Source organism: Haemophilus sp. HN_Hi10 (genome assembly GCF_049821985.1).
GTDB lineage: Bacteria > Pseudomonadota > Gammaproteobacteria > Enterobacterales > Pasteurellaceae > Haemophilus > Haemophilus influenzae_D.
The window spans coordinates 200054-220397 of sequence record NZ_CP187495.1 but is presented as its reverse complement, the minus strand read 5'-3'; the positions used below and the strand labels follow the sequence as shown (position 1 = coordinate 220397).

The following is a 20344-nucleotide window of genomic DNA, read 5'->3' as shown; positions in this document are numbered from 1 at the left end:
TTATGAATGACGCTATTTTAGAACCCAAGCATCGTGGCAATGTACGTGAAATTGCTGCGATTGATCTTGGCTCAAACAGCTTTCATATGATTGTTGCACGCATTGTAAACGGCTCAATCCAAGTGCTTTCGCGCTTAAAACAAAAAGTTAAACTCGCGGAAGGTTTAGACGAAAATGCTGTGCTTAATCAAGAGGCTATCACGCGTGGCGTGAATTGCTTAGCCTTATTTGCTGAACGTTTACAAGGTTTTTCCGTTGAAAATGTCAATGTAGTTGGCACTTATACCTTACGCAGAGCCATCAATAATGATGAATTTTTACGTCAAGCAGCCAAAGTTTTCCCCTATCCCATTGATATTATTAGTGGGCAAACGGAAGCTAAAACCATCTACGCAGGCGTATGCCATACTCAACCAGAAAAAGGCCGTAAGCTCGTTGTGGATATTGGTGGTGGTTCGACAGAAATGATCATCGGCGATGATTTCACGCCGCTTATGGCTGAAAGCCGCCACATGGGATGTGTGAGTTTTGCGACTCAATTTTTTACCGATGGCGTCATTTCCCCAGAAAACTTTCAACGCGCGCGTCAAAGTGCGGTCAATAAAATCGAAGATTTAGGCTTTGAATATCGCAAATTAGGTTGGCAATCTGTGCTAGGTTCATCGGGGACGATTAAAACTGTAGCGCAAGTCATTTCGACTAATCTTGATCCAAATGGAACCATTACAGCCGAGCGATTAAATGCTTTAATTGAGCAAACGCTACAAGCGAAGCATTTTACTGAGCTAAATATTAACGGTTTAAACCAAGACCGCATAGATGTTTTTGTACCGGGTTTAGCGATTTTAAGTGCGGTATTTGAAGTCTTTCATATTCAACAAATGCGCTATTCTGACGGTGCATTGCGTGAAGGCGTCATTTATAGCCTAGAGAAAAACTTTCAAGTAGCAGATATTCGAGCGCGCACAGCTTGGGGATTAAGTGAACAATTCAATATTGACCAAGCCCAAGCTCATCGCGTTGCGGATAGTGCAAATTTACTCAGCACGCAATATCAAAATTGGCAATCGACAGAATTTATTGAAGAAATGCGCGAAATCCTGCTTTGGGCAGCGCGCTTGCATGAAGTAGGCATTGTGATTAATCACAAAGGTTTACAAAAACATTCTGCTTACATTTTACAAAATATGGAATTACCAGGTTTTGATCGTGAACAGCAACGTTTGCTTACCGCGTTAGTACGTTGGCATATTGGCACGATTAAACCTGCTGAATTTTTTAAATTTGCACGTTATAGCGAGCAAGATGTGATGGCTTTAATGCGATTGCTTCGTCTTGCGGTTATTTTCAATAAATCCCGTCAAGCAACAGAAACAGCAAAAAATTTCACCCTTGAAATGCACCGCACTTTGAATGATTGGACATTGAATTTTGAAAGCGGATACTTAGACCGTAACCCGTTAATTTGGAATGAATTGCGAGCTGAAAGTAATCTTCTGAAAGAGTTTGAAAGCAGTTTAGTTTTTTATTAATTATCTTTCTGCTCAATGTTTTTGAGCGAAAAATTTAGGGCAAGCAAAATACTTGCCCTATTTTTATAATTTGACGGTCTGAAATAATGCTTTTATTTCATCCAATGATAATAATCTAAATGAACCGTTTGCTAATCCATCAATAGATAATGAGCCCTGACTTACTCTCACTAATCGTAAAGTGGGGAAACCAATATGCGCAGTCATTCTCCGCACTTGGCGGTTGCGCCCTTCACTAATCTTAATTTCTAACCAGCTTGTGGGAATATTTTTCCGTTCTCGGATAGGTGGATTGCGTTCCCATAAATCTGGCTCTGAAATTAACCGCACTTGAGCCTGTTTAGTCATACCATCTTTGAGTTCTACACCCTTTCTGAGTTGTGCTAAATCGGTTTCTTCAGGGATACCTTCCACTTGCACCCAATAGGTTTTTTCTGTTTTAAATTTTGGATCTGCCAAACGATGTTGTAATTCGCCATTATTGGTTAAAATCAGTAACCCTTCACTGTCTCTATCTAATCGACCTGCAGCATAAACATTTGGAATTGAGATAAAATCTTTTAAAGTGGCGCGCCCTTGTTCGTCGGTAAATTGCGTGAGTACATCAAAAGGTTTATTGAATAACACAGCTTTGGTTTCATCCAATGACAGCGTTTTAGGTTTTGATTTTGGCTTAAAAGTGCGGTGAAAATTAACCGCACTTTTTCCTTTAGACGGCAATTTTCCTGCCGAAAAATTTTTCTTCATTGAATTAGATTTCTATTTTGAAAGATTTGTAACATCATAACAAAACTTCAGCCTGTAGTAATGATGATTACTTGAGTGAACCTGAAAAACTAAAAAGGCTAAGCCAGTAAAAACTGAGCTTAGCCCCCAAACTAAATTTTTAGAATCAATATTTAAATCGATCTTTTTAATGGAAAATTATTTACCATCCCAAGCTTGTACTGCATCTAAACGAGCTTTGATTTGGCCTTGTGTATCTTTTTTGAAATACCCTTCAGCTAAACCGCCTTCCCAGCCACCGTAGTTTGCGTTAGGTAACATGATGAAAGTTTTACCAAATTTGCCTTGGTTTTGATCAACGAATGCACGGCGGTCAGCGTTTAATTTGCCATATACGGTATTACCGAAGTCATCTAAGTTATCGCCTACATAAAGTACGATTTCATAGCCTTGTTTTTCAATTTCTGCAAAACGAGCCGCTTTAGCTGATTTGTCTTTTTTCAAATAAAATGCAGATTCTTCCACGCCATTGAAACCTAAGCGTTTCATATCATCAATAGTGCCTGCTTTTTCAGAGCTGTCTTTGCGGTTTGTTACGTAGAACACTTTACCTTTGTGGCTGTTTACATAATTATTAAATTCTACCGCACCCGGAACGGCACGAGATTGACGTGCGTCTACCCAACGAGTCCAATCTTTACCATCGAATGGTTTGTTATTTTGAACTTGCCAGCCAGCATAAGGGCTGTTGTCTAACATAGTTTCATCTAAATCAGCCACAACCGCTTTTTTCTTACCTTTTGCCACTTTTGCGTGATCAAATGCAACTTTTGCCGCATTGTACGCTTGATAAGCTAATGCTTTATATTCGCCAGAATCTTGCATCCAGTTTAAGCCAAGAACAGCTTGTTGTTGTAATTGCATATTTGCTTGTTCTTCTGATTTCATTTGGTGTGCACCACAGCCAGCTAAGACAAGAGCAGAAAGAGCCGTAAGTGCGGTCATTTTTAACGTTGTTTTCATATTATGTTCCTATTCATTAAGGATATAGTAAGTCTTTCTGAAAAACACTTTTCAATTGAAAAGATAATTTCATCATAGACGGCATTAATAACCGTAAGTAAACTTACCTACGGTTATAATAGAAATTATTTTATTCCTTTTAAGAATTCCACGCAAGTATCTGGGAAATCAGTAAATACACCTGTTACCCCTGATTTATTCAATAAGGCATCATACATTTGATTTACGTCTGTGAAAAACGCGGGTAGTGCATCTTTACGCAAAATTTAAACTAAGGTGCAATTATGAGCGAAAAATATGTGGTAACTTGGGATATGTTTCAAATGCATGCCCGAAAATTATCAGAACGTTTACTTCCAGCTTCTCAATGGAAAGGTATTATTGCGGTGAGTCGCGGTGGTTTATTTCCAGCGGCTGTATTGGCTCGTGAATTGGGTCTTCGTCATATTGAAACCGTTTGTATCGCAAGTTATCACGATCATAACAACCAGGGAGAACTACAAGTTCTTCATGCAGCCCAAGTGCCAAATGGTGGCGAAGGATTTATCGTGGTAGATGATTTAGTTGATACGGGTAATACTGCGCGTGCGATTCGTCAAATGTACCCTAATGCAAAATTTGTCACTGTATTTGCAAAACCTGCAGGTGCGGAATTAGTGGATGATTACGTAATTGATATTCCACAAAATACTTGGATTGAGCAACCTTGGGATTTAGGTTTAACCTTTGTTCCACCTCTCTCTAGAAAATAATTTTTATACAGATACAGAATAAAAGAGCGGTCAAAATAAAAGAAGTTTTGACCGCTCTTTTTGTATGAGAATTAATTTATAAATTATTCTTCATCTTCTTTTGCCCATTCTAATGAGCGTTTAACTGCTTTTTTCCAGCCTTTGTAGCGACGTTCACGTTTTTCATTGTCGCTGTCTGGGCTGAAAGTGCGTTCTACACGGGCTTTATCGCGAAGCTCGTCTAAATCTTTCCAGAAGCCTGTTGCTAAACCAGCAAGATAAGCTGCACCTAGAGCGGTCACTTCTTTCACAACTGGGCGCTCTACATTTACATCTAAAATGTCAGCTTGGAATTGCATTAAGAAGTTATTGTTTGTCGCACCACCATCTACACGGAGATATTGTAATCGTTCACCCGAATCTGATTGCATAGCCTCTAAGACATCACGGGTTTGGTAAGCAATAGATTGTAAGGTTGCTCGAACAATATGATTACAGTTTGCACCGCGAGAAAGACCAAAAATCGCACCGCGCGCATATGGATCCCAATATGGTGCACCTAAGCCTGTGAAAGCTGGAACAACATATACGCCATTACTATCAGTCACTTTTTGTGCAAAGTATTCAGAGTCAAAACTATCGTGAACAATTTTGAGTTCATCACGGAGCCATTGGATTGATGCACCTGCGATAAATACTGAACCTTCTAAGGCATATTCTGGTTCGCCTTTTGCATTACAAGCAATGGTTGTGAGTAGTCCATTTTTGGATGTAATAGCTTTGTTACCCGTGTGGAGTAACATAAAGCAACCTGTGCCGTAAGTGTTTTTGGCTTGGCCTGCATGTACGCAAAGATGTCCGTAAAGAGCGGCTTGTTGGTCACCAGCAATCCCTGCAACAGGAATACGCACACCACCTTTACCACCGATATTGGTTTGGCCGTAAATTTCAGAAGAATTACGTACTTCAGGTAACATTGAACGAGGAATATTCAAGATTTCAAGCATCTTGTCATCCCATTGTTTAGTATGGATGTTAAATAACATGGTACGAGATGCGTTGGTATAATCGGTTACGTGCACTCGGCCTTGAGTCAATTTCCATACAAGCCAAGTATCAACGGTACCAAATAATAATTCGCCTCGTTCAGCTTTTTCTCGTGCTCCTTCAACGTTATCCAAAATCCATTTTACTTTTGTACCAGAGAAGTAAGGGTCAACCACTAAGCCTGTGGTATTACGAATATATTCTTCATGGCCATCGGCTTTTAATTTATCGGTAATTTCTGCAGTACGGCGGCATTGCCAAACGATAGCGTTGTAAACAGGTGTACCCGTTGATTTTTCCCATACAATGGTGGTTTCACGTTGGTTGGTGATACCGATAGCAGCGATTTCATCAGATGTAATGCCCGATTTTGCAACGACTTCGTTTAAGGTTGAGCTTTGAGTTGCCCAAATTTCCATTGGGTTATGTTCTACCCAACCAGCTCGAGGGTAGATTTGGGTAAATTCACGTTGTGCAATTTCAACCACATTCGCATTATGATCTAATAATACTGCGCGAGAGCTTGTTGTGCCTTGGTCTAATGCAATGATGTATTTTTTGTCTGTCATAGTATTACTCCTTCAAATAATTATTCGCAGCCGCAATTACAAGGTAAATTGCCGCCAATTGCTTTTTTGTATAACCATGCACCAGCTAATGCGCCTAAAACAGGTGCAACCATTGGAACGATAAAATAAGGGACTTCGCGTCCGCCAGTTAAAGCGAGTTCGCCCCAGCCAGCGAGATAAGCAAAGAATTTTGGTCCGAAGTCACGTGCTGGATTCATGGCAAAACCAGTTAGTGGTCCCATAGCACCACCAATAACGGCTATCAAGATACCGATTAATAATGGGGCAAGTGGACCACGAGGTACTCCGTTTCCATCGTCAGTTAATGCCATAATTAATGCCATAAGAATTGCAGTAATCACGAATTCCACAGCAAAGGCGCCACCAATGCTTAAACTTGGATGAGGATAAGTGGAGAATGTACCCGCAAGGCTTAAACTTTCTTGTGTACCACGAACAATATTGTGGGCTGTTTCATAATCGATAAAAACATTGCGGTATAAGGCATAAACTAATGCGGCAGCAAAGAATGCGCCGAGTATTTGTGAAATGATGTAAGGAATTACTTTTTTGCCATCAAAGCAAGCAAATTTCCAAAGGGCAATGGTTACTGCAGGGTTTAAATGTGCGCCAGATAAACCCGCTGTTGCATATACTGCAAGTGCAACGCCCATCCCCCACATAATGCTGATTTCCCACAAGCCAAAACTAGCGCCTGCTACTTTTAGTGCTGCAACGCAGCCCACACCAAAGAAAATCAATAAGGCTGTACCTAAAAACTCGCCAATACAGTTCGCTTTTAATGATTTATCCATAGATCACTCCTTAGAAGTGCGGTTGAAATGAAGAGTGTTTTCCCTAAGTAAAGGGGAAGAATTTATTAAAAAAGAATACGGAGTGTTTTGAAATAGCCTCCTTATTTGAATTCTAGGTTAGAACACCTAGATTGATTATGATGTTACTCTGTTAGAGTAGATTTTTAGTTTCTACGATATAGAAACCTAGTTAACCGTGGGTATGTTTACCTACGGTTATAATAGAAATTATTTTATTCCTTTTAAGAATTCCACGCCAGTATCTGGGAAATCAGTAAATACACCTGTTGCCCCTGATTTATTCAATAAGGCATCATACATTTGATTTACGTCTGTGAAAAACGCAGGTAGTGCATCTTTACGCACGGTGTAAGGATGCACTTCCACATTATATTGTGCAAGTTCTTTTACCAACGGAGTGTACACAATATTATCAGGTTTGGATTCTTCTTTATTAACTAACATATACCAACCTGGGCCAACACCATCGGCATATTTAACCACTTCTGCCATTGCACCAGGTTTAAACATCCAATCGTAATTATAGTTTACCCAATAACCCTTTGGGTCTTTTTCTTGTGTTTCTTTCCAATCTGTATAAGCAATTAATTGAACTAATTTCAAATCCATTCCCATTTGTGGAAGTAATTCCGTTTTGATACGTTTTAATTCATTAAAATCGAAAGTTTGTAAGTAAACCATATCGGTTTTCTTATCATAGCCATATTTTTTTAACACTTTGAGCGTTTCAGCAGCAATATCTTTACCATTTTGATGGTGGAACCAAGGTGCTTTGATTTCTGGATAAATCCCTACTTTTTTGCCCGTCGATTTTTCTAAACCTTGAATAAATTCAATTTCATCTTCAAAGGTGTGAATACGGAAATGGGATTGCCAAAGGGGGAAACGATTAGGATAAACTTGTGCTTGTTTGCCATCTTTGGTTTCAAAGTTTTCTGTCATTTCTAAACTTTGAATTTCTTTTAAGGTAAAGTCGATAACATAGTAACGACCATCTTTACGGTGACGATGTGGGAATTTTTTCGCAACATCAGTCAAGCCATCTAAAAAGTGATCGTGAATAACCACTAAACGACCATCTTTAGTCATTGCTAAATCTTGCTCTAAGTAATCAGCGTGCTGTGCAAACGCAAGTGCTTTAGATTCTAACGTATGCTCTGGTAAATAACCGCTAGCACCACGGTGAGCAATGATGATTTTGTCAGATTTCATTTGGGTATTTGCCATGCTTGATGAATGGCTGCTACAACCTGCAAGTACGCCAGTTGCTAATAAAGAAAGTGCTAAAGTTTTAAGTTTCATAAGTATTTTCTCCTTGAGAGTGCGGTAAATTTTTATGAGGTTTTTAGATTTTAGTTACAAAAAAGGCGACTAAGCAATTTGCCCACCGCCTTTTTTAAGCTAATTATTTAGTACCGTAAGTATCGCCTAATTTCGCTTTGTGTTTTCCTTCTTCAACCATTACGATTAAGAGTAATAACACTGCTAATACACCACCGCCGATCATGACGAAGAAACCACCGTCCCATCCATAATGTTGAGCAGCCCAACCGATAACTGCTGATGCAGAAACTGTACCACCTAAGTAACCGAATAAACCGGTGAAACCTGCTGCAGTACCTGCTGCTTTTTTCGGTGCTAACTCAAGCGCATGTAAACCGATTAACATTACAGGACCATAGATTAAGAAACCGATTAAAGTCATTAATACGAAGTCAGTTAATTGGTATGGGTTTTGATACCATGTGCTGTAGTTCGCTAATTCAGCTTCTGGTGTCGCAGGATTCATCCAGTATGCAACAACTGCTGCAGTGGTTAAGATCATGAAGATGAAACCAGTTAAACCACGTTTACCTTTGAATACTTTATCTGATACCCAACCACATAATAACGTACCTGGAACCGCTGCTAATTCATAGATTGTGTATGCCCATGCAGTACCTTTGATGTTGAAGTGTTTTACTTCACTTAAGTAAACCGGAGACCATTTTAATACGCCATAGCGAATTAAATATACAAATACGTTAGCCAGTGCGATGTACCATAACAATTTGTTTTTTAATACATAAGTGACAAAGATTTCTTTTGCAGTTAAATCGTTTTCATAAGTTTTTTCGTTATAGTCATCTGGGTAATCATTACGCCATTTTTCGATTGATGGTAAACCACAAGATTGTGGCGTATCACGCATCACGAAATACACAGGAATTGCACAGATCATTGCAGCAATGCCTGGGAAGTATAATGATTGTTGCCAAACATCTTTCGCCTGCGCTTCAATACCGTGAGTGCTGAAGAAAATTGCACTTGCTAATAGCACCATCGCACCCGGCACCATACCACCGATATTGTGCGCAGTATTCCAAATTGACACGATAGTACCGCGTTCAGATTTAGACCACCAATGCACCATAGTACGACCACATGGAGGCCAACCCATACCTTGGAACCAACCATTTAAGAAGATCATTACCCACATAATGGCAATGCCTGAAGTTGCCCATGGGAATAGACCCATTAAGGTCATACATAAACCAGAGAGCAATAAACCAAACGGTAAGAATACACGAGGGTTAGAACGGTCAGACATACCTGCCATAACGAATTTTGATAAACCGTAAGCAAGACCAGCCGCTGATCCGATAACACCTAGTTCCGCTTTTGAGTACAAGCCAGCTTGAATTAAACCTGGTTGTGCTAAGTCAAAGTTTGCACGCACAAAATAATATGCAGCATAACCGAAGAAGATCCCTGCAAACACTTGCCAACGTAAGCGTTTATACGTGGAATCAATTTTTTCCGCTGGAAGTTCCGCAATATGCGGAGCGGGTTTGAATGGTCCAAACATAATTTTTTCTCCAACTTTTTAATTATGTGTCATCTAAATTTCCCCTTTTGAAACAGTAAGGGGTTTGTGAATCATAAAAGAAAATAAAAAATAAGAAAGTAAAAAAAATCAAAAATTTGAAGTGTTTCACAAAATTTTTACACCGCTTGAGCGAATGCGAAAATTATTGTGATCAATATCACAAAATAGTTTTCTTTTACGCTCAAAATGTTGTTAATTTTGCCGCACTTCTCTACAATGATTACACTTTTTATATTATTTTTTATTACATTTTGGGAATCGGGGGTAAACAATGGGATTATCGCCTAGTATCTATAAAGATGTTGGAGATCTTTCGTCACTTAGCACTGATGTGATCATTATCGGTGGTGGCGCAACAGGAGCAGGTATTGCGCGCGATTGCGCACTTCGTGGCATTGATTGTATTTTATTGGAACGTCGAGATATTGCGACAGGCGCCACAGGACGTAACCACGGATTATTACACAGTGGTGCGCGTTACGCCGTGAACGACCAAGAATCTGCTGAAGAATGTATTAAAGAAAACCGCATTTTGCGCAAAATTGCACGTCATTGCGTAGATGAAACGGAAGGCTTATTTATCACTTTGCCTGAAGATTCGCTCGACTATCAAAAAACCTTCCTTGAGAGCTGTGCAAAATCTGGAATTGATGCGCAAGCCATTGATCCTGAACTAGCTAAAATTATGGAACCTTCAGTAAACCCTGATTTAGTGGGCGCTGTTGTTGTGCCAGATGGTTCTATTGACCCATTCCGTTTAACCGCCTCTAATATGATGGATGCGACAGAAAACGGTGCAAAAATGTTCACTTATTGCGAAGTAAAAAATTTGATTCGTGAAGGTGGAAAAGTGATTGGCGTAAATGTGTACGATCACAAAAATCGCAGAGAACGCCAATTTTTTGCACCGCTTGTTGTAAATGCTAGTGGTATTTGGGGACAAGGGATTGCGGAATATGCCGATCTCAAAATTAAAATGTTCCCTGCAAAAGGCGCATTGCTCGTAATGGGCCATCGCATTAATAAACTTGTGATTAACCGCTGCCGTAAACCTGCTGATGCGGATATTCTCGTACCTGGCGATACAATTTGTGTTATAGGAACAACATCTAGCCGCATTCCTTATGATCAAATTGATAATATGGAAGTAACGCCAGAGGAAGTGGATATTCTTTTCCGTGAGGGAGAAAAACTTGCACCGAGCTTACGTCATACTCGCGTATTACGTGCTTATGCTGGGGTGCGACCATTAGTTGCGAGTGATGATGATCCATCAGGTCGAAATGTGAGCCGTGGTATTGTACTACTTGACCACGCAGAGCGTGATGGCTTAGATGGCTTTATTACAATCACTGGCGGTAAGTTAATGACTTATCGTTTAATGGCTGAATGGGCGACTGACCTTGTTTGTAAAAAACTCAATAAAACGGCTCGTTGTGTTACTGCTGAACAGGCTCTACCAGGTTCGACTGAAAGCCGCCAAGAAACTAATCAAAAAGTTATTTCATTACCAAGTACTATTCGTTATTCTGCCGTATATCGTCACGGTTCACGGGCTACTCGTTTGCTTGAAAAAGAACGTTTAGATCGTTCAATGGTTTGCGAATGTGAAGCGGTAACAGCGGGGGAAGTTCGTTACGCTGTTGATGAACTGGATGTAAATAATCTCGTCGATTTACGTCGTCGCTCCCGAGTTGGAATGGGAACTTGTCAAGCTGAACTCTGTGCTTGTCGTGCTGCAGGACTAATGAATCGTTTTGAAGTGGCAACACCACGTCAATCAACCACTCAACTTTCTGCTTTTATGGAAGAACGCTGGCGTGGTATTGAACCAATTGCTTGGGGGGAAGCTATTCGCGAAGCCGAATTTACTTCTTGGATGTATGGTAGCGTATTAGGTTTAAATGATGTGAAACCGCTTGATGAACAAGCACAACAAGGGACGGATAGCAATGAATTTTGATGTAGCCATTATTGGCGGTGGTTTGGCGGGTTTAACCTGTGGCATCGCCCTTCAACAATGCGGTAAACGTTGCGTGATTATCAACAACGGTCAAGCAGCCATTGATTTTGCATCTGGCTCTTTAGATTTATTAAGCCGTATGCCATCAACGACATATGGGGAAAGTCGCGCGGTAGAAAATTTAAAAGAAAATATCACCGCACTTCGTAATGAATTACCTGCCCACCCTTATAGTTTATTGGGTGCTGAGAAAGTGCTTGCTAAAGCACAAGATTTTGAACGTTTAGCCAATGAATTACATCTTGATTTAATTGGTTCTACGGAAAAGAACCATTGGCGTGTAACAGGCTTAGGCAGTTTACGCGGTGCGTGGCTTTCGCCAAATAGCGTGCCAACTGTGCAAGGCAATGAACTTTTTCCGCATAAACGTATTGCGGTGCTTGGTATTGAAGGTTATCACGATTTTCAACCTCAACTTTTAGCGGCAAATTTGGTGTTAAATCCACAATTTGAATATTGTGAAGTAACAAGTGGTTTCTTGAATATTCCACAATTAGACGAGCTTCGTAAAAATGCCCGAGAATTCCGTAGTGTGAATATCTCTCAACTTCTAGAACACAAACTCGCTTTTAAAGATTTAGTGAAAGAAATCATAGAATCATCGCAAGGTGCAGAAGCGGTATTTTTACCTGCTTGCTTTGGTTTAGAAAACCAAGAATTTATGACCGCACTTCGTGATGCAACTAAACTTGCATTATTTGAATTACCAACGCTGCCACCATCATTGCTCGGTATGCGCCAACGTATTCAATTACGCCATAAATTTGAATCCCTTGGTGGTTTAATGATTAATGGCGACAGTGCATTGAATGCAACATTTGAAGGAAATAAAGTACGTTGTATCAATACTCGTTTACTCGAAGATGAAGAAATTACTGCAGATAATTTCGTACTAGCTTCAGGAAGTTTCTTCAGTAAAGGGCTTATTTCCGAATTTGATAAAATTTATGAACCTGTTTTTGAATCCGATATTATCGGTGTTGAAGGTTTCAACCAGAAAGATCGTTTCACTTGGACTGTTCATCGCTTTGCACATCCACAACCTTATCAATCAGCAGGCGTAGCAATTAATGCTCAATGCCAAGTGCAAAAGTGCGGTCAATTTTTAACGAATTTATATGCCGTCGGTAATGTGATTGGTGGTTTTAATGCCCTTGAGCTTGGTTGTGGTTCGGGTGTCGCAGTTGTAACTGCCTTGGCAGTGGCAGATGAAATCTTAGCGAAATAAGGGGGAATAATATGGATAATAATATTCAACGACTCATTGATAGTGCAAAACAATCCCTTAATTCGCCTGAAAGCCATAAATATATCGACGAAAGTTTTGAAAGCTGTATTAAATGTACGGCTTGTACTGCTGTTTGTCCGGTTTCACGCAACAATCCGCTTTATCCAGGGCCAAAACAATCAGGGCCTGATGGCGAGCGTTTACGCTTAAAATCTGCTGAACTTTATGATGAAGCACTTAAATATTGCACCAACTGTAAACGTTGTGAAGTGGCGTGTCCGTCTGATGTGAAAATTGGCGATTTAATTGTACGTGCGCGTAATAATCACTTAGCGCAGTCTAAAAAACCGTTAATGAATAAATTGCGTGATGCGATTTTAAGTAACACAGATGTAATGGGTAAAATTAATACTCCACTTGCTCCCATTGTGAACACCATTACGGGTCTGAAAGCCACTAAATTTATGTTGGAAAAAACACTTAAAATCAGTAAAGAACGTACTTTACCTAAATATGCGTTTGGTACATTCCGTAGCTGGTATATGAAAAATGCGTTACAAGACCAACAAAAATTTGAGCGAAAAGTAGCATATTTCCACGGTTGTTATGTTAATTATAATAATCCACAGCTTGGCAAAGAATTTCTTAAAGTGTTCAATGCAATGAACATTGGGGTAATGTTATTAGAAAAAGAAAAATGCTGTGGCTTACCATTAATGGTAAACGGTTTTCCTAATCGCGCTCGTAATATTGCACAATTCAATACCGATTATATAGGAAAAATGGTAGATGAAAATGGAATAGATGTGATTAGTGAGGCATCAAGTTGCTCGCTTAATTTACGCGACGAATATCATCATATTTTAGGTATCGATAACGCCAAAGTCCGTCCGCATATCCATATGGTAACCCCATTTTTATATCAGCTTTTCAAAGAGGGTAAAACATTACCGTTGAAACCACTCAAACTCCGAGTGGCTTATCACACTGCTTGTCACGTAGATAAGGCGGGCTGGGCACCTTATACTTTGGAAGTGTTGAAAAAAATTCCTGGTTTAGAAATCATTATGTTACCTAGCCAATGCTGTGGTATTGCGGGGACTTACGGTTTTAAATCAGAAAACTATGAAATTTCACAATCTATTGGTAAAAATCTATTCGATAATATTAACGAGGGTGGATTTGATTACGTTATATCTGAATGTCAAACCTGTAAATGGCAAATTGATATGTCATCTAACGTGACCTGTATTCATCCATTAACTTTACTTTGTATGTCGATGGATGCTTAAATAAGAAAAATGCACGTTGTAATTAACGTGCATTTTTATGATTAATTTTATCTATGAAAAAACCGACTTTATATTGATAAAGTCGGTTTTTAATTCAGTTCAATTTAACATTAACCTGCAACAGCAATACGTTTCATATCTGTCATATAACCACGTAATTCTTGACCGATTAATTCAACAGGGTGGTTACGAATTGCATCGTTTACATCGCGTAAGGTAATGTTATCGATTTCCGCTGCTGGAGTTGGCTCGCCCAAGTCACCTTTTTGAAGGTTAGGGATAATTTCTTTTGCAAGAATTGGGGTTGCTACGTTAGAGAATAAATAGTTACCATATTCTGCGGTATCTGAAATTACTACGTTCATTTCGTATAAGCGTTTACGTGCGATGGTGTTCGCAATTAATGGTAATTCATGAAGTGATTCATAGTAAGCTGATTCTTCATAAATACCGCTTGCAACCATCGCATCAAAGGCTAATTCTACACCAGCTTTAACCATTGCAATCATTAATACACCGTTATCAAAGTATTCTTGTTCGCTAATTTTGCCATCATATTTTGGTGCATTTTCAAAGGCGGTTTTACCTGTTGCTTCACGCCATGCGAATAAATCTTTATCGCCATTTGCCCAGTCTGCCATCATGGTTGCAGAGAAGTGACCGCTGACGATGTCATCCATGTGTTTGTAATATAAGAAACCAAGGCTTTCTTTGATTTGTTCAGCTAGTTCAAATGCACGTAATTTTGCACTGTTTGATAGGCGATCCATCATTAATGTGATACCACCTTGTTTTAACGCTTCGGTAATGGTTTCCCAACCGTATTGGATTAATTTACCTGCGTATGCAGGATCTTTACCGTCTGCCACTAATTTGTCATAACATACGATAGAACCTGCTTGTAACATACCGCAAAGGATAGTTTGCTCACCCATTAAGTCGGATTTTACTTCTGCCACGAATGAAGATTCTAAAACACCTGCTTTATGACCGCCAGTTGCAGCAGCCCATGCTTTTGCGATCGCCATACCTTCGCCTTTCGGGTCATTTTCAGGGTGAACCGCAATTAATGTTGGCACACCGAAACCACGTTTGTATTCTTCACGTACTTCAGTACCCGGGCATTTTGGTGCAACCATCACAACAGTAATGTCTTTACGAATTTCTTCGCCTACTTCAACAATGTTGAAACCGTGTGAATAACCAAATGCAGAGTCTTTTTTCATTAAAGGCATCACATCAACAACTACTTTAGAGTGCTGTTTGTCTGGCGTTAAGTTTACGACTAAATCTGCAGTTGGAATTAATTCTTCATAAGTACCCACTTTAAAACCATTTTCGGTTGCACGTTGGAATGACGCACGTTTTTCTGCAATTGCTTCAGGGCGTAAGGCATAGCTAATATCTAAGCCAGAATCACGCATATTCAAACCTTGGTTTAAACCTTGTGCACCACAGCCCACGATAACGATTTTTTTGCCTTTTAAGAAGTTTGCTTCATCTGCAAATTCTTCGCGATCCATAAAACGACAACGACCTAATTGGTCTAATTTTTGACGTAAATTTAAAGTGTTGAAATAGTTAGCCATTTTTTGTCCTTAATTGTGTAAGGTTGATAATTGTATGATGTTGTGTTTGCATATTTTTTTGTTGTGGTTTGATTATAGGATTTTTTATGATTGCGTAAAGTGATATTATGGGAATGTAATGTTGCGATTTGTGCAATCATGTTGTTTTTTTGTGGATTGGTATCGTATTTCGCTCGATGAGCGACCTACTTTCTTTTACTCGTGTAAAAGAAAGTAGGTCACCATCGGCGAAACCCGAAATTAAATAAAATAAAAGAAGAAATTATGGAATTTACTGACCTACAAATATTCATTCATCTCAGTGACACAAAAAACTTTGCTAAAACCGCCACCCAAAACCACATGTCCCCCTCCACACTTTCCCGTCAAATTCAACGATTGGAAAACGAGTTAGGGAAGACACTTTTTATTCGTGATAATCGGCAAGTCAAACTTACTGAATATGGCGAGAAATTTTTGCAATTTGCTAAAACAGAATGGCAAAACTGGCAACAATTTAAACAACAACTTCAAGATGAATCCGATGAACTTTGCGGTGAAATTAAACTTTTTTGCTCTGTAACCGCATCCTATAGCCATCTTCCACAGGTGCTTAAACAGTTTCGCCAGCGTTATCCTAAAGTGGAAATTCAACTGACTACGGGTGATCCAGCGTTAGCACTAGAGTTAATTCAAGCACAACAAGTCGATCTCGCACTTGCGGGCAAACCGAATAATCTGCCGTCTAGTGTAGTGTTTCATAAAATAGATGATATTAGTTTGTCCCTAATTGCCCCACGGGTGGCTTGTTTGGCGACACAATTACTGCAAGAAAAACCAATTGATTGGCAGCAAATGCCTTTTATTTTCCCTGTTGAAGGACACGCTCGGCAGCGGATTGAACAATGGCTACGAGAGAAACAAATTAAACATCCGAAAATTTATGCCACTGTTGCGGGGCACGAAGGAATTGTGCCGATGGTGGGATTAGGATTTGGATTAGCAATGTTACCTGATGCAGTAATTGACAGCAGCCCAATGAATAACCAAATTTCCAAACTCAATCTTGATAAGCCTATTGAGCCTTTTGAATTAGGTATTTGCACCCAAAAAAGAAATCTCGAACAGCCCCTAGTCCGTGCATTTTGGGCGATGTTAGAATAGAATAAATAATGGTTTAAAATAAGGATTTCTTATGTTTAAAGGTATTCTCGTTTCATTATTAGCCTCTTTTCTATTTGGCTATATGTATTATTTTTCTACGTTACTCAAACCTTTGAGTGGTACAGATATTTTCGGTTATCGGATGATATTTACTTTTCCTTTTGTCCTGTTGTCCGTCACATTATTTAAACAAAAAGCGGCTTTAATTGAACGTTTAAAACGCATTCAAAAACGACCGCACTTAGCATTGTCATATTTACTTTGCGGATTATTAATGGGCTTTCAAATGTGGCTTTTTCTTTGGGCTCCGAATAATGGCAGTTCATTAAGTGTATCTTTTGGTTATCTACTTTTACCAATTGTAATGGTGGCAGCAGGTCGCGTGTTTTTTAAAGAACGCATTTCAACATTCAAATTTATTGCAGTTATCATTGCAACATTAGGCGTAATTTCTAATATTGTGTTAAAAGGCGGTCTTTCTTGGGAAGCCATTGTTATCTGTTTAGGTTACACCGCGTATTTTTCTATCCGAAAAGCGTTAAAAAATACCGATCTTGCTTCCTTTTGTTTAGAAATGTTAAGCCTTATTCCTGTCAGTATTTATTTTGCTTTACAAACAGATTTCGCGACAGTACAAAAAACCAATCCGTTTATTTGGGGGTTGCTTGTATTGCTAGGATTAATCAGCGGTACTGCGTTAATTGCCTATGTAATAGCCAGTAATATGCTTCCTATGAGTTTACTCGGTCTGCTTGGTTATGTTGAAACTATTATGATGCTATGCGTATCATTTTTGATCGGAGAACAAATTGATAGCGAAAGCTACCCACTTTTTATTTGTTTAGTCATCGCGATGATTCTTGTTATGATTGATGGCGTGTACAAACAACACGCAAAAAGAAGTTTATAAATGTCATTTAAAGAAATAATCCCACAGAAAGCTTGGGAAATGATGCAACAAGGCGCGATATTAGTCGATATTCGAGATAATATGCGCTTTGCTTATTCACATCCTAAAGGTGCTTTTCATTTAACCAACCAAAGTTTTTTGGAATTTGAAGAGTTAGCCGATTTTGACTCGCCTATTATTGTGAGTTGTTATCACGGCGTGAGTAGTCGAAATGTAGCGACTTTTCTCGTGGAACAAGGCTATGAAAATGTATTTAGTATGATTGGCGGATTTGATGGATGGTGCAGAGCAGAATTGCCGATTGATACCGCTTACTAACCCATTTCATCAAAAACATATAAGATATAAAAAAGTGCGGTAAAAATTTACCGCACTTTTGTTGTTATTCTAATTAACTGAAAATTAGTTTTTTGCTGCTGCCGCTGCTTTTACAATTACTGCAAATGCAGGAGCTTTTAATGATGCGCCACCCACTAATGCACCGTCGATGTCTGGCTGAGTAAATAATTCAGCGGCATTTGCATCATTTACAGAACCACCGTATTGGATAATCACTTGCTCTGCCACGGCTTGAGATTTGGCAGCGATGTGACCACGGATAAATGCGTGAACGGCTTGCGCCTGTGCTGGGGTCGCTGATTTACCAGTACCGATCGCCCAGATTGGTTCGTATGCGATCACTGCACCATTGAATGCTTCTACACCTAATGCGTTGATTACTGCATCAATTTGACGTGCACACACTTCTTCTGTTTTGCCTGCTTCATTTTCTGCTTCCGATTCACCGATACATAATACTGGCACTAAACCTGCTTTTTTAAGTGCGGCAAATTTTTTCGCGATAAATTCGTCGCTTTCTTTATGATAAGTGCGGCGTTCAGAGTGTCCAATAATGATATATTTTGCCCCGAAATCTTTTAACATTTCAGTTGAAATATCGCCAGTAAATGCACCTTTTACGTTCACATCAACGTTTTGTGCGCCTAATTGAACCACACTTTTACCGCCACAGCTGCAACCACAACCAGAAAGTGCTGCTTCAGCCGTACCTAAATACATAACGGGGGGGGCAATTGCTACATCACAACCTGTTACATCATGTAATTCTGCTTTTAATCCCTCGATTAATTCTTTGGTGAACGCTTTGGAACCGTTTAATTTCCAGTTACCCATAACTAAAGGACGACGTACCATTTTTGTTTCTCCATAGTTGATAAAATTAACTTGCTTACTATACCAAAATTTCACCACGATTCTTTGCAGAAGATCATAAAATTAAAAAAATTCTCATAGAAAGATGATTATCTTGTGCTAAAAAGCTACAATTACCTGTATGGAACCAATAAAAAATAACCAATTATGAAACTTTTCAAAGCTGAACAATGGAATATTGACGTGCTTCTTCCTCTTTTTGAAGCCTATCGCCAAGCCTATGGACAAGCAGAGAATCCAGAACGCACCTTGGCTTTTTTAACTAATCGTATGCGTTTTAATGAAAGCCTGTTTTTTATTGCGGTGGATGAAAATGAAAAGGCTATTGGCTTTGTGCAGCTTTTCCCTCGCCTTTCTTCTTTACAATTACAACGCTATTGGCAAATTACCGATATTTTTGTGTTAGAACATCCTCAACAAACAGAAATTTATGCGGCGTTGATTTCTAAAGCAAAAGACTTTGTACATTTTACGCAATCAAATCGTTTAGTAGCGGAATTAGCGCAAAATCAATATTCAATGTTGGAATCGGAAGGGTTTAAATTGAACCCAAAAGAACGTTTATTTGAATTGAGTCTGTAATGCTAACTGCGTTAAATCGTTATTGGGATTATTTGCGGATTGAACGCCAAATGAGCCCTCACACGCTCACCAATTATCAACATCAACTTGATGCCATCATCAAAATCTTAGCACAACAAGACATTCATGCTTGGGCACAAGTGACACCCAGCGTGGTGCGCTTTATTTTGGCGGAAAGCAAAAAACAAGGCCTAAAAGAAAAAAGCTTGGCTTTACGTTTATCCGCATTGCGTCGATTTCTCAGTTTTTTAGTGCAACAGGGAGAATTGAAAGTAAACCCTGCCACAGGTATTTCCGCACCAAAACAAGGCAAGCATTTACCGAAAAATATGGATGGCGAGCAAGTTCAACAGCTGCTTGCAAACGATAGCAAAGAGCCGATTGATATACGTGATCGTGCGATTTTGGAATTAATGTATAGTTCAGGTTTACGTTTATCTGAATTACAAGGCTTAGATTTAAACAGCATTAATACCCGAGTGCGGGAAGTGCGCGTTATCGGGAAAGGCAAAAAAGAGCGTGTAGTGCCGTTTGGGCGTTATGCTTCGCATGCCATTCAGGAATGGTTAAAAGTGCGGTCGTTATTTAACCCAAAAGATGAGGCGTTATTTGTTAGCCAGCTTGGAAATCGCATTTCTCATCGAGCCATTCAAAAACGTTTGGAAACCTGGGGCATTCGCCAAGGCTTAAATATCCACCTCAATCCGCACAAACTGCGTCATTCCTTTGCGACGCATATGTTGGAAGCTAGTTCTGATTTGCGTGCGGTACAAGAATTGCTCGGGCATAGTAACCTTTCCACCACACAAATTTATACCCACTTAAATTTTCAACATTTAGCGGAAGTGTATGATCAAACACACCCAAGAGCAAAAAGGAAGAAATAAAAAGTGTTATATAAAAAGAGAAACTATTAAATGATGAAAGATTAGAGTGTGTCAATGAGACGTAAAGTGAGGATTGCTGAATATTGGAAATGAATTGTGTAAGTTTGGTAATAGTGAAAGCTCTATTTTTTAGCGTCATTTATAT

Annotated in this window: 19 protein-coding genes and 1 pseudogene; 10 read left to right on the top strand and 10 right to left on the bottom strand. The window is 39.3% G+C overall.

What is annotated here, in order from left to right:
• Positions 1-2: 2 nt before the first annotated feature.
• A complete protein-coding gene (gene ppx / locus ACPT8Q_RS01135) occupies positions 3-1532 on the top strand; it encodes an exopolyphosphatase (RefSeq protein WP_050948764.1) in 1530 nt (509 codons plus the stop codon).
• Positions 1533-1595: 63 nt separating this feature from the next.
• On the opposite strand, the gene ACPT8Q_RS01130 is transcribed toward ppx, so the two are convergent.
• The 3 genes and pseudogenes from ACPT8Q_RS01130 to ACPT8Q_RS01120 form a co-directional block, all read right to left on the bottom strand.
• A complete protein-coding gene (locus tag ACPT8Q_RS01130) occupies positions 1596-2279 on the bottom strand; it encodes an rRNA large subunit pseudouridine synthase E (protein WP_048942484.1) in 684 nt (227 codons plus the stop codon).
• 177 nt (positions 2280-2456) lie between these two features.
• Positions 2457-3281 (bottom strand): lipoprotein e(P4), encoded by an 825-nt coding sequence (gene hel / locus ACPT8Q_RS01125; RefSeq protein ID WP_011272171.1) that lies wholly within the window; start codon positions 3279-3281, stop codon positions 2457-2459.
• A gap of 125 nt (positions 3282-3406) precedes the next feature.
• Positions 3407-3544 (bottom strand): annotated as a pseudogene (locus ACPT8Q_RS01120) (glycerophosphodiester phosphodiesterase family protein); the annotation flags it as partial.
• 21 nt (positions 3545-3565) lie between these two features.
• Here ACPT8Q_RS01120 and gpt point away from each other — a divergent pair.
• Positions 3566-4033 carry a xanthine phosphoribosyltransferase gene (gpt, locus tag ACPT8Q_RS01115; protein WP_005632242.1) on the top strand — a complete coding sequence of 156 codons (468 nt, stop codon included), beginning with the start codon at positions 3566-3568 and terminating at the stop codon, positions 4031-4033.
• Positions 4034-4116: 83 nt separating this feature from the next.
• On the opposite strand, the gene glpK is transcribed toward gpt, so the two are convergent.
• From glpK to glpT, 4 genes are all read right to left on the bottom strand, one after another.
• Positions 4117-5628: a glycerol kinase GlpK gene (glpK, locus tag ACPT8Q_RS01110; RefSeq protein WP_050948763.1), complete on the bottom strand. Its 1512-nt coding sequence runs from the start codon at positions 5626-5628 to the stop codon at positions 4117-4119.
• Positions 5629-5648: 20 nt separating this feature from the next.
• Complete coding sequence (locus ACPT8Q_RS01105) at positions 5649-6443, bottom strand: MIP/aquaporin family protein (protein WP_038440421.1); 795 nt, start codon at positions 6441-6443, stop codon at positions 5649-5651.
• Positions 6444-6671: 228 nt separating this feature from the next.
• Complete coding sequence (glpQ, locus tag ACPT8Q_RS01100) at positions 6672-7766, bottom strand: glycerophosphodiester phosphodiesterase (protein ID WP_038440423.1); 1095 nt, start codon at positions 7764-7766, stop codon at positions 6672-6674.
• Positions 7767-7869: 103 nt separating this feature from the next.
• A complete protein-coding gene (gene glpT, locus ACPT8Q_RS01095) occupies positions 7870-9312 on the bottom strand; it encodes a glycerol-3-phosphate transporter (RefSeq protein ID WP_038440425.1) in 1443 nt (480 codons plus the stop codon).
• 292 nt (positions 9313-9604) lie between these two features.
• Between glpT and glpA the strand changes: the two genes are divergently transcribed.
• From glpA to glpC, 3 genes are read left to right on the top strand one after another with little or no spacing between them, the layout of a single operon-like run.
• Positions 9605-11296, top strand: coding sequence for an anaerobic glycerol-3-phosphate dehydrogenase subunit A (gene glpA, locus ACPT8Q_RS01090; RefSeq protein ID WP_005667659.1), 1692 nt, complete (start codon positions 9605-9607; stop codon positions 11294-11296).
• Positions 11286-12584, top strand: a complete 1299-nt coding sequence (gene glpB / locus ACPT8Q_RS01085; RefSeq protein ID WP_050948762.1) for a glycerol-3-phosphate dehydrogenase subunit GlpB — start codon at positions 11286-11288, stop codon at positions 12582-12584. Before glpA ends, glpB begins: the two co-directional genes overlap by 11 nt.
• Before the next feature lie 11 nt (positions 12585-12595).
• Complete coding sequence (gene glpC / locus ACPT8Q_RS01080; RefSeq protein WP_021034657.1) at positions 12596-13876, top strand: anaerobic glycerol-3-phosphate dehydrogenase subunit GlpC; 1281 nt, start codon at positions 12596-12598, stop codon at positions 13874-13876.
• A 110-nt stretch (positions 13877-13986) separates the two neighbouring features.
• On the opposite strand, the gene ilvC is transcribed toward glpC, so the two are convergent.
• Positions 13987-15465: a ketol-acid reductoisomerase gene (gene ilvC / locus ACPT8Q_RS01075; protein WP_050948761.1), complete on the bottom strand. Its 1479-nt coding sequence runs from the start codon at positions 15463-15465 to the stop codon at positions 13987-13989.
• Complete coding sequence (locus ACPT8Q_RS01070) at positions 15441-15605, bottom strand: hypothetical protein (RefSeq protein ID WP_021034659.1); 165 nt, start codon at positions 15603-15605, stop codon at positions 15441-15443. The genes ilvC and ACPT8Q_RS01070 overlap by 25 nt, the downstream gene beginning before the upstream one ends.
• A 124-nt stretch (positions 15606-15729) precedes the next feature.
• Here ACPT8Q_RS01070 and ilvY point away from each other — a divergent pair, with 124 nt between their 5' ends.
• From ilvY to glpE, 3 genes are read left to right on the top strand one after another with little or no spacing between them, the layout of a single operon-like run.
• Positions 15730-16608 (top strand): HTH-type transcriptional activator IlvY, encoded by an 879-nt coding sequence (ilvY, locus tag ACPT8Q_RS01065; RefSeq protein ID WP_050948760.1) that lies wholly within the window; start codon positions 15730-15732, stop codon positions 16606-16608.
• A gap of 31 nt (positions 16609-16639) precedes the next feature.
• Positions 16640-17518, top strand: coding sequence for an EamA family transporter RarD (gene rarD / locus ACPT8Q_RS01060; protein WP_050948759.1), 879 nt, complete (start codon positions 16640-16642; stop codon positions 17516-17518).
• Positions 17519-17836: a thiosulfate sulfurtransferase GlpE gene (gene glpE, locus ACPT8Q_RS01055; protein WP_050846532.1), complete on the top strand. Its 318-nt coding sequence runs from the start codon at positions 17519-17521 to the stop codon at positions 17834-17836.
• Positions 17837-17920: 84 nt separating this feature from the next.
• Here the strand turns inward: glpE and tpiA are convergent, their stop codons facing one another.
• Positions 17921-18712, bottom strand: a complete 792-nt coding sequence (gene tpiA / locus ACPT8Q_RS01050) for a triose-phosphate isomerase (RefSeq protein WP_050948758.1) — start codon at positions 18710-18712, stop codon at positions 17921-17923.
• Positions 18713-18877: 165 nt separating this feature from the next.
• Between tpiA and ACPT8Q_RS01045 the strand changes: the two genes are divergently transcribed.
• Together ACPT8Q_RS01045 and xerC are read left to right on the top strand one after the other, a co-directional pair.
• Positions 18878-19312 carry a GNAT family N-acetyltransferase gene (locus ACPT8Q_RS01045; protein ID WP_021034664.1) on the top strand — a complete coding sequence of 145 codons (435 nt, stop codon included), beginning with the start codon at positions 18878-18880 and terminating at the stop codon, positions 19310-19312.
• Positions 19312-20199, top strand: coding sequence for a tyrosine recombinase XerC (gene xerC, locus ACPT8Q_RS01040; RefSeq protein WP_021034665.1), 888 nt, complete (start codon positions 19312-19314; stop codon positions 20197-20199). The genes ACPT8Q_RS01045 and xerC overlap by 1 nt, the downstream gene beginning before the upstream one ends.
• Positions 20200-20344 lie beyond the last annotated feature (145 nt).

What these genes read in the sequence shown, in the direction of transcription:
- ppx (WP_050948764.1), top strand. Translation starts at nt 3, where the DNA reads ATGAATGACGCTATTTTAGAACCCAAGCATCGTGGCAATGTACGTGAA.
- gpt (WP_005632242.1), top strand. Translation starts at nt 3,566, where the DNA reads ATGAGCGAAAAATATGTGGTAACTTGGGATATGTTTCAAATGCATGCC.
- glpB (WP_050948762.1), top strand. Translation starts at nt 11,286, where the DNA reads ATGAATTTTGATGTAGCCATTATTGGCGGTGGTTTGGCGGGTTTAACC.
- glpA (WP_005667659.1), top strand. Translation starts at nt 9,605, where the DNA reads ATGGGATTATCGCCTAGTATCTATAAAGATGTTGGAGATCTTTCGTCA.
- hel (WP_011272171.1), bottom strand. Translation starts at nt 3,281, where the DNA reads ATGAAAACAACGTTAAAAATGACCGCACTTACGGCTCTTTCTGCTCTT.
- ACPT8Q_RS01070 (WP_021034659.1), bottom strand. Translation starts at nt 15,605, where the DNA reads ATGATTGCACAAATCGCAACATTACATTCCCATAATATCACTTTACGC.
- glpT (WP_038440425.1), bottom strand. Translation starts at nt 9,312, where the DNA reads ATGTTTGGACCATTCAAACCCGCTCCGCATATTGCGGAACTTCCAGCG.
- xerC (WP_021034665.1), top strand. Translation starts at nt 19,312, where the DNA reads ATGCTAACTGCGTTAAATCGTTATTGGGATTATTTGCGGATTGAACGC.
- tpiA (WP_050948758.1), bottom strand. Translation starts at nt 18,712, where the DNA reads ATGGTACGTCGTCCTTTAGTTATGGGTAACTGGAAATTAAACGGTTCC.
- ACPT8Q_RS01045 (WP_021034664.1), top strand. Translation starts at nt 18,878, where the DNA reads ATGAAACTTTTCAAAGCTGAACAATGGAATATTGACGTGCTTCTTCCT.
- ilvC (WP_050948761.1), bottom strand. Translation starts at nt 15,465, where the DNA reads ATGGCTAACTATTTCAACACTTTAAATTTACGTCAAAAATTAGACCAA.
- ACPT8Q_RS01105 (WP_038440421.1), bottom strand. Translation starts at nt 6,443, where the DNA reads ATGGATAAATCATTAAAAGCGAACTGTATTGGCGAGTTTTTAGGTACA.
- glpK (WP_050948763.1), bottom strand. Translation starts at nt 5,628, where the DNA reads ATGACAGACAAAAAATACATCATTGCATTAGACCAAGGCACAACAAGC.
- glpE (WP_050846532.1), top strand. Translation starts at nt 17,519, where the DNA reads ATGTCATTTAAAGAAATAATCCCACAGAAAGCTTGGGAAATGATGCAA.
- ilvY (WP_050948760.1), top strand. Translation starts at nt 15,730, where the DNA reads ATGGAATTTACTGACCTACAAATATTCATTCATCTCAGTGACACAAAA.
- ACPT8Q_RS01130 (WP_048942484.1), bottom strand. Translation starts at nt 2,279, where the DNA reads ATGAAGAAAAATTTTTCGGCAGGAAAATTGCCGTCTAAAGGAAAAAGT.
- rarD (WP_050948759.1), top strand. Translation starts at nt 16,640, where the DNA reads ATGTTTAAAGGTATTCTCGTTTCATTATTAGCCTCTTTTCTATTTGGC.
- glpQ (WP_038440423.1), bottom strand. Translation starts at nt 7,766, where the DNA reads ATGAAACTTAAAACTTTAGCACTTTCTTTATTAGCAACTGGCGTACTT.
- glpC (WP_021034657.1), top strand. Translation starts at nt 12,596, where the DNA reads ATGGATAATAATATTCAACGACTCATTGATAGTGCAAAACAATCCCTT.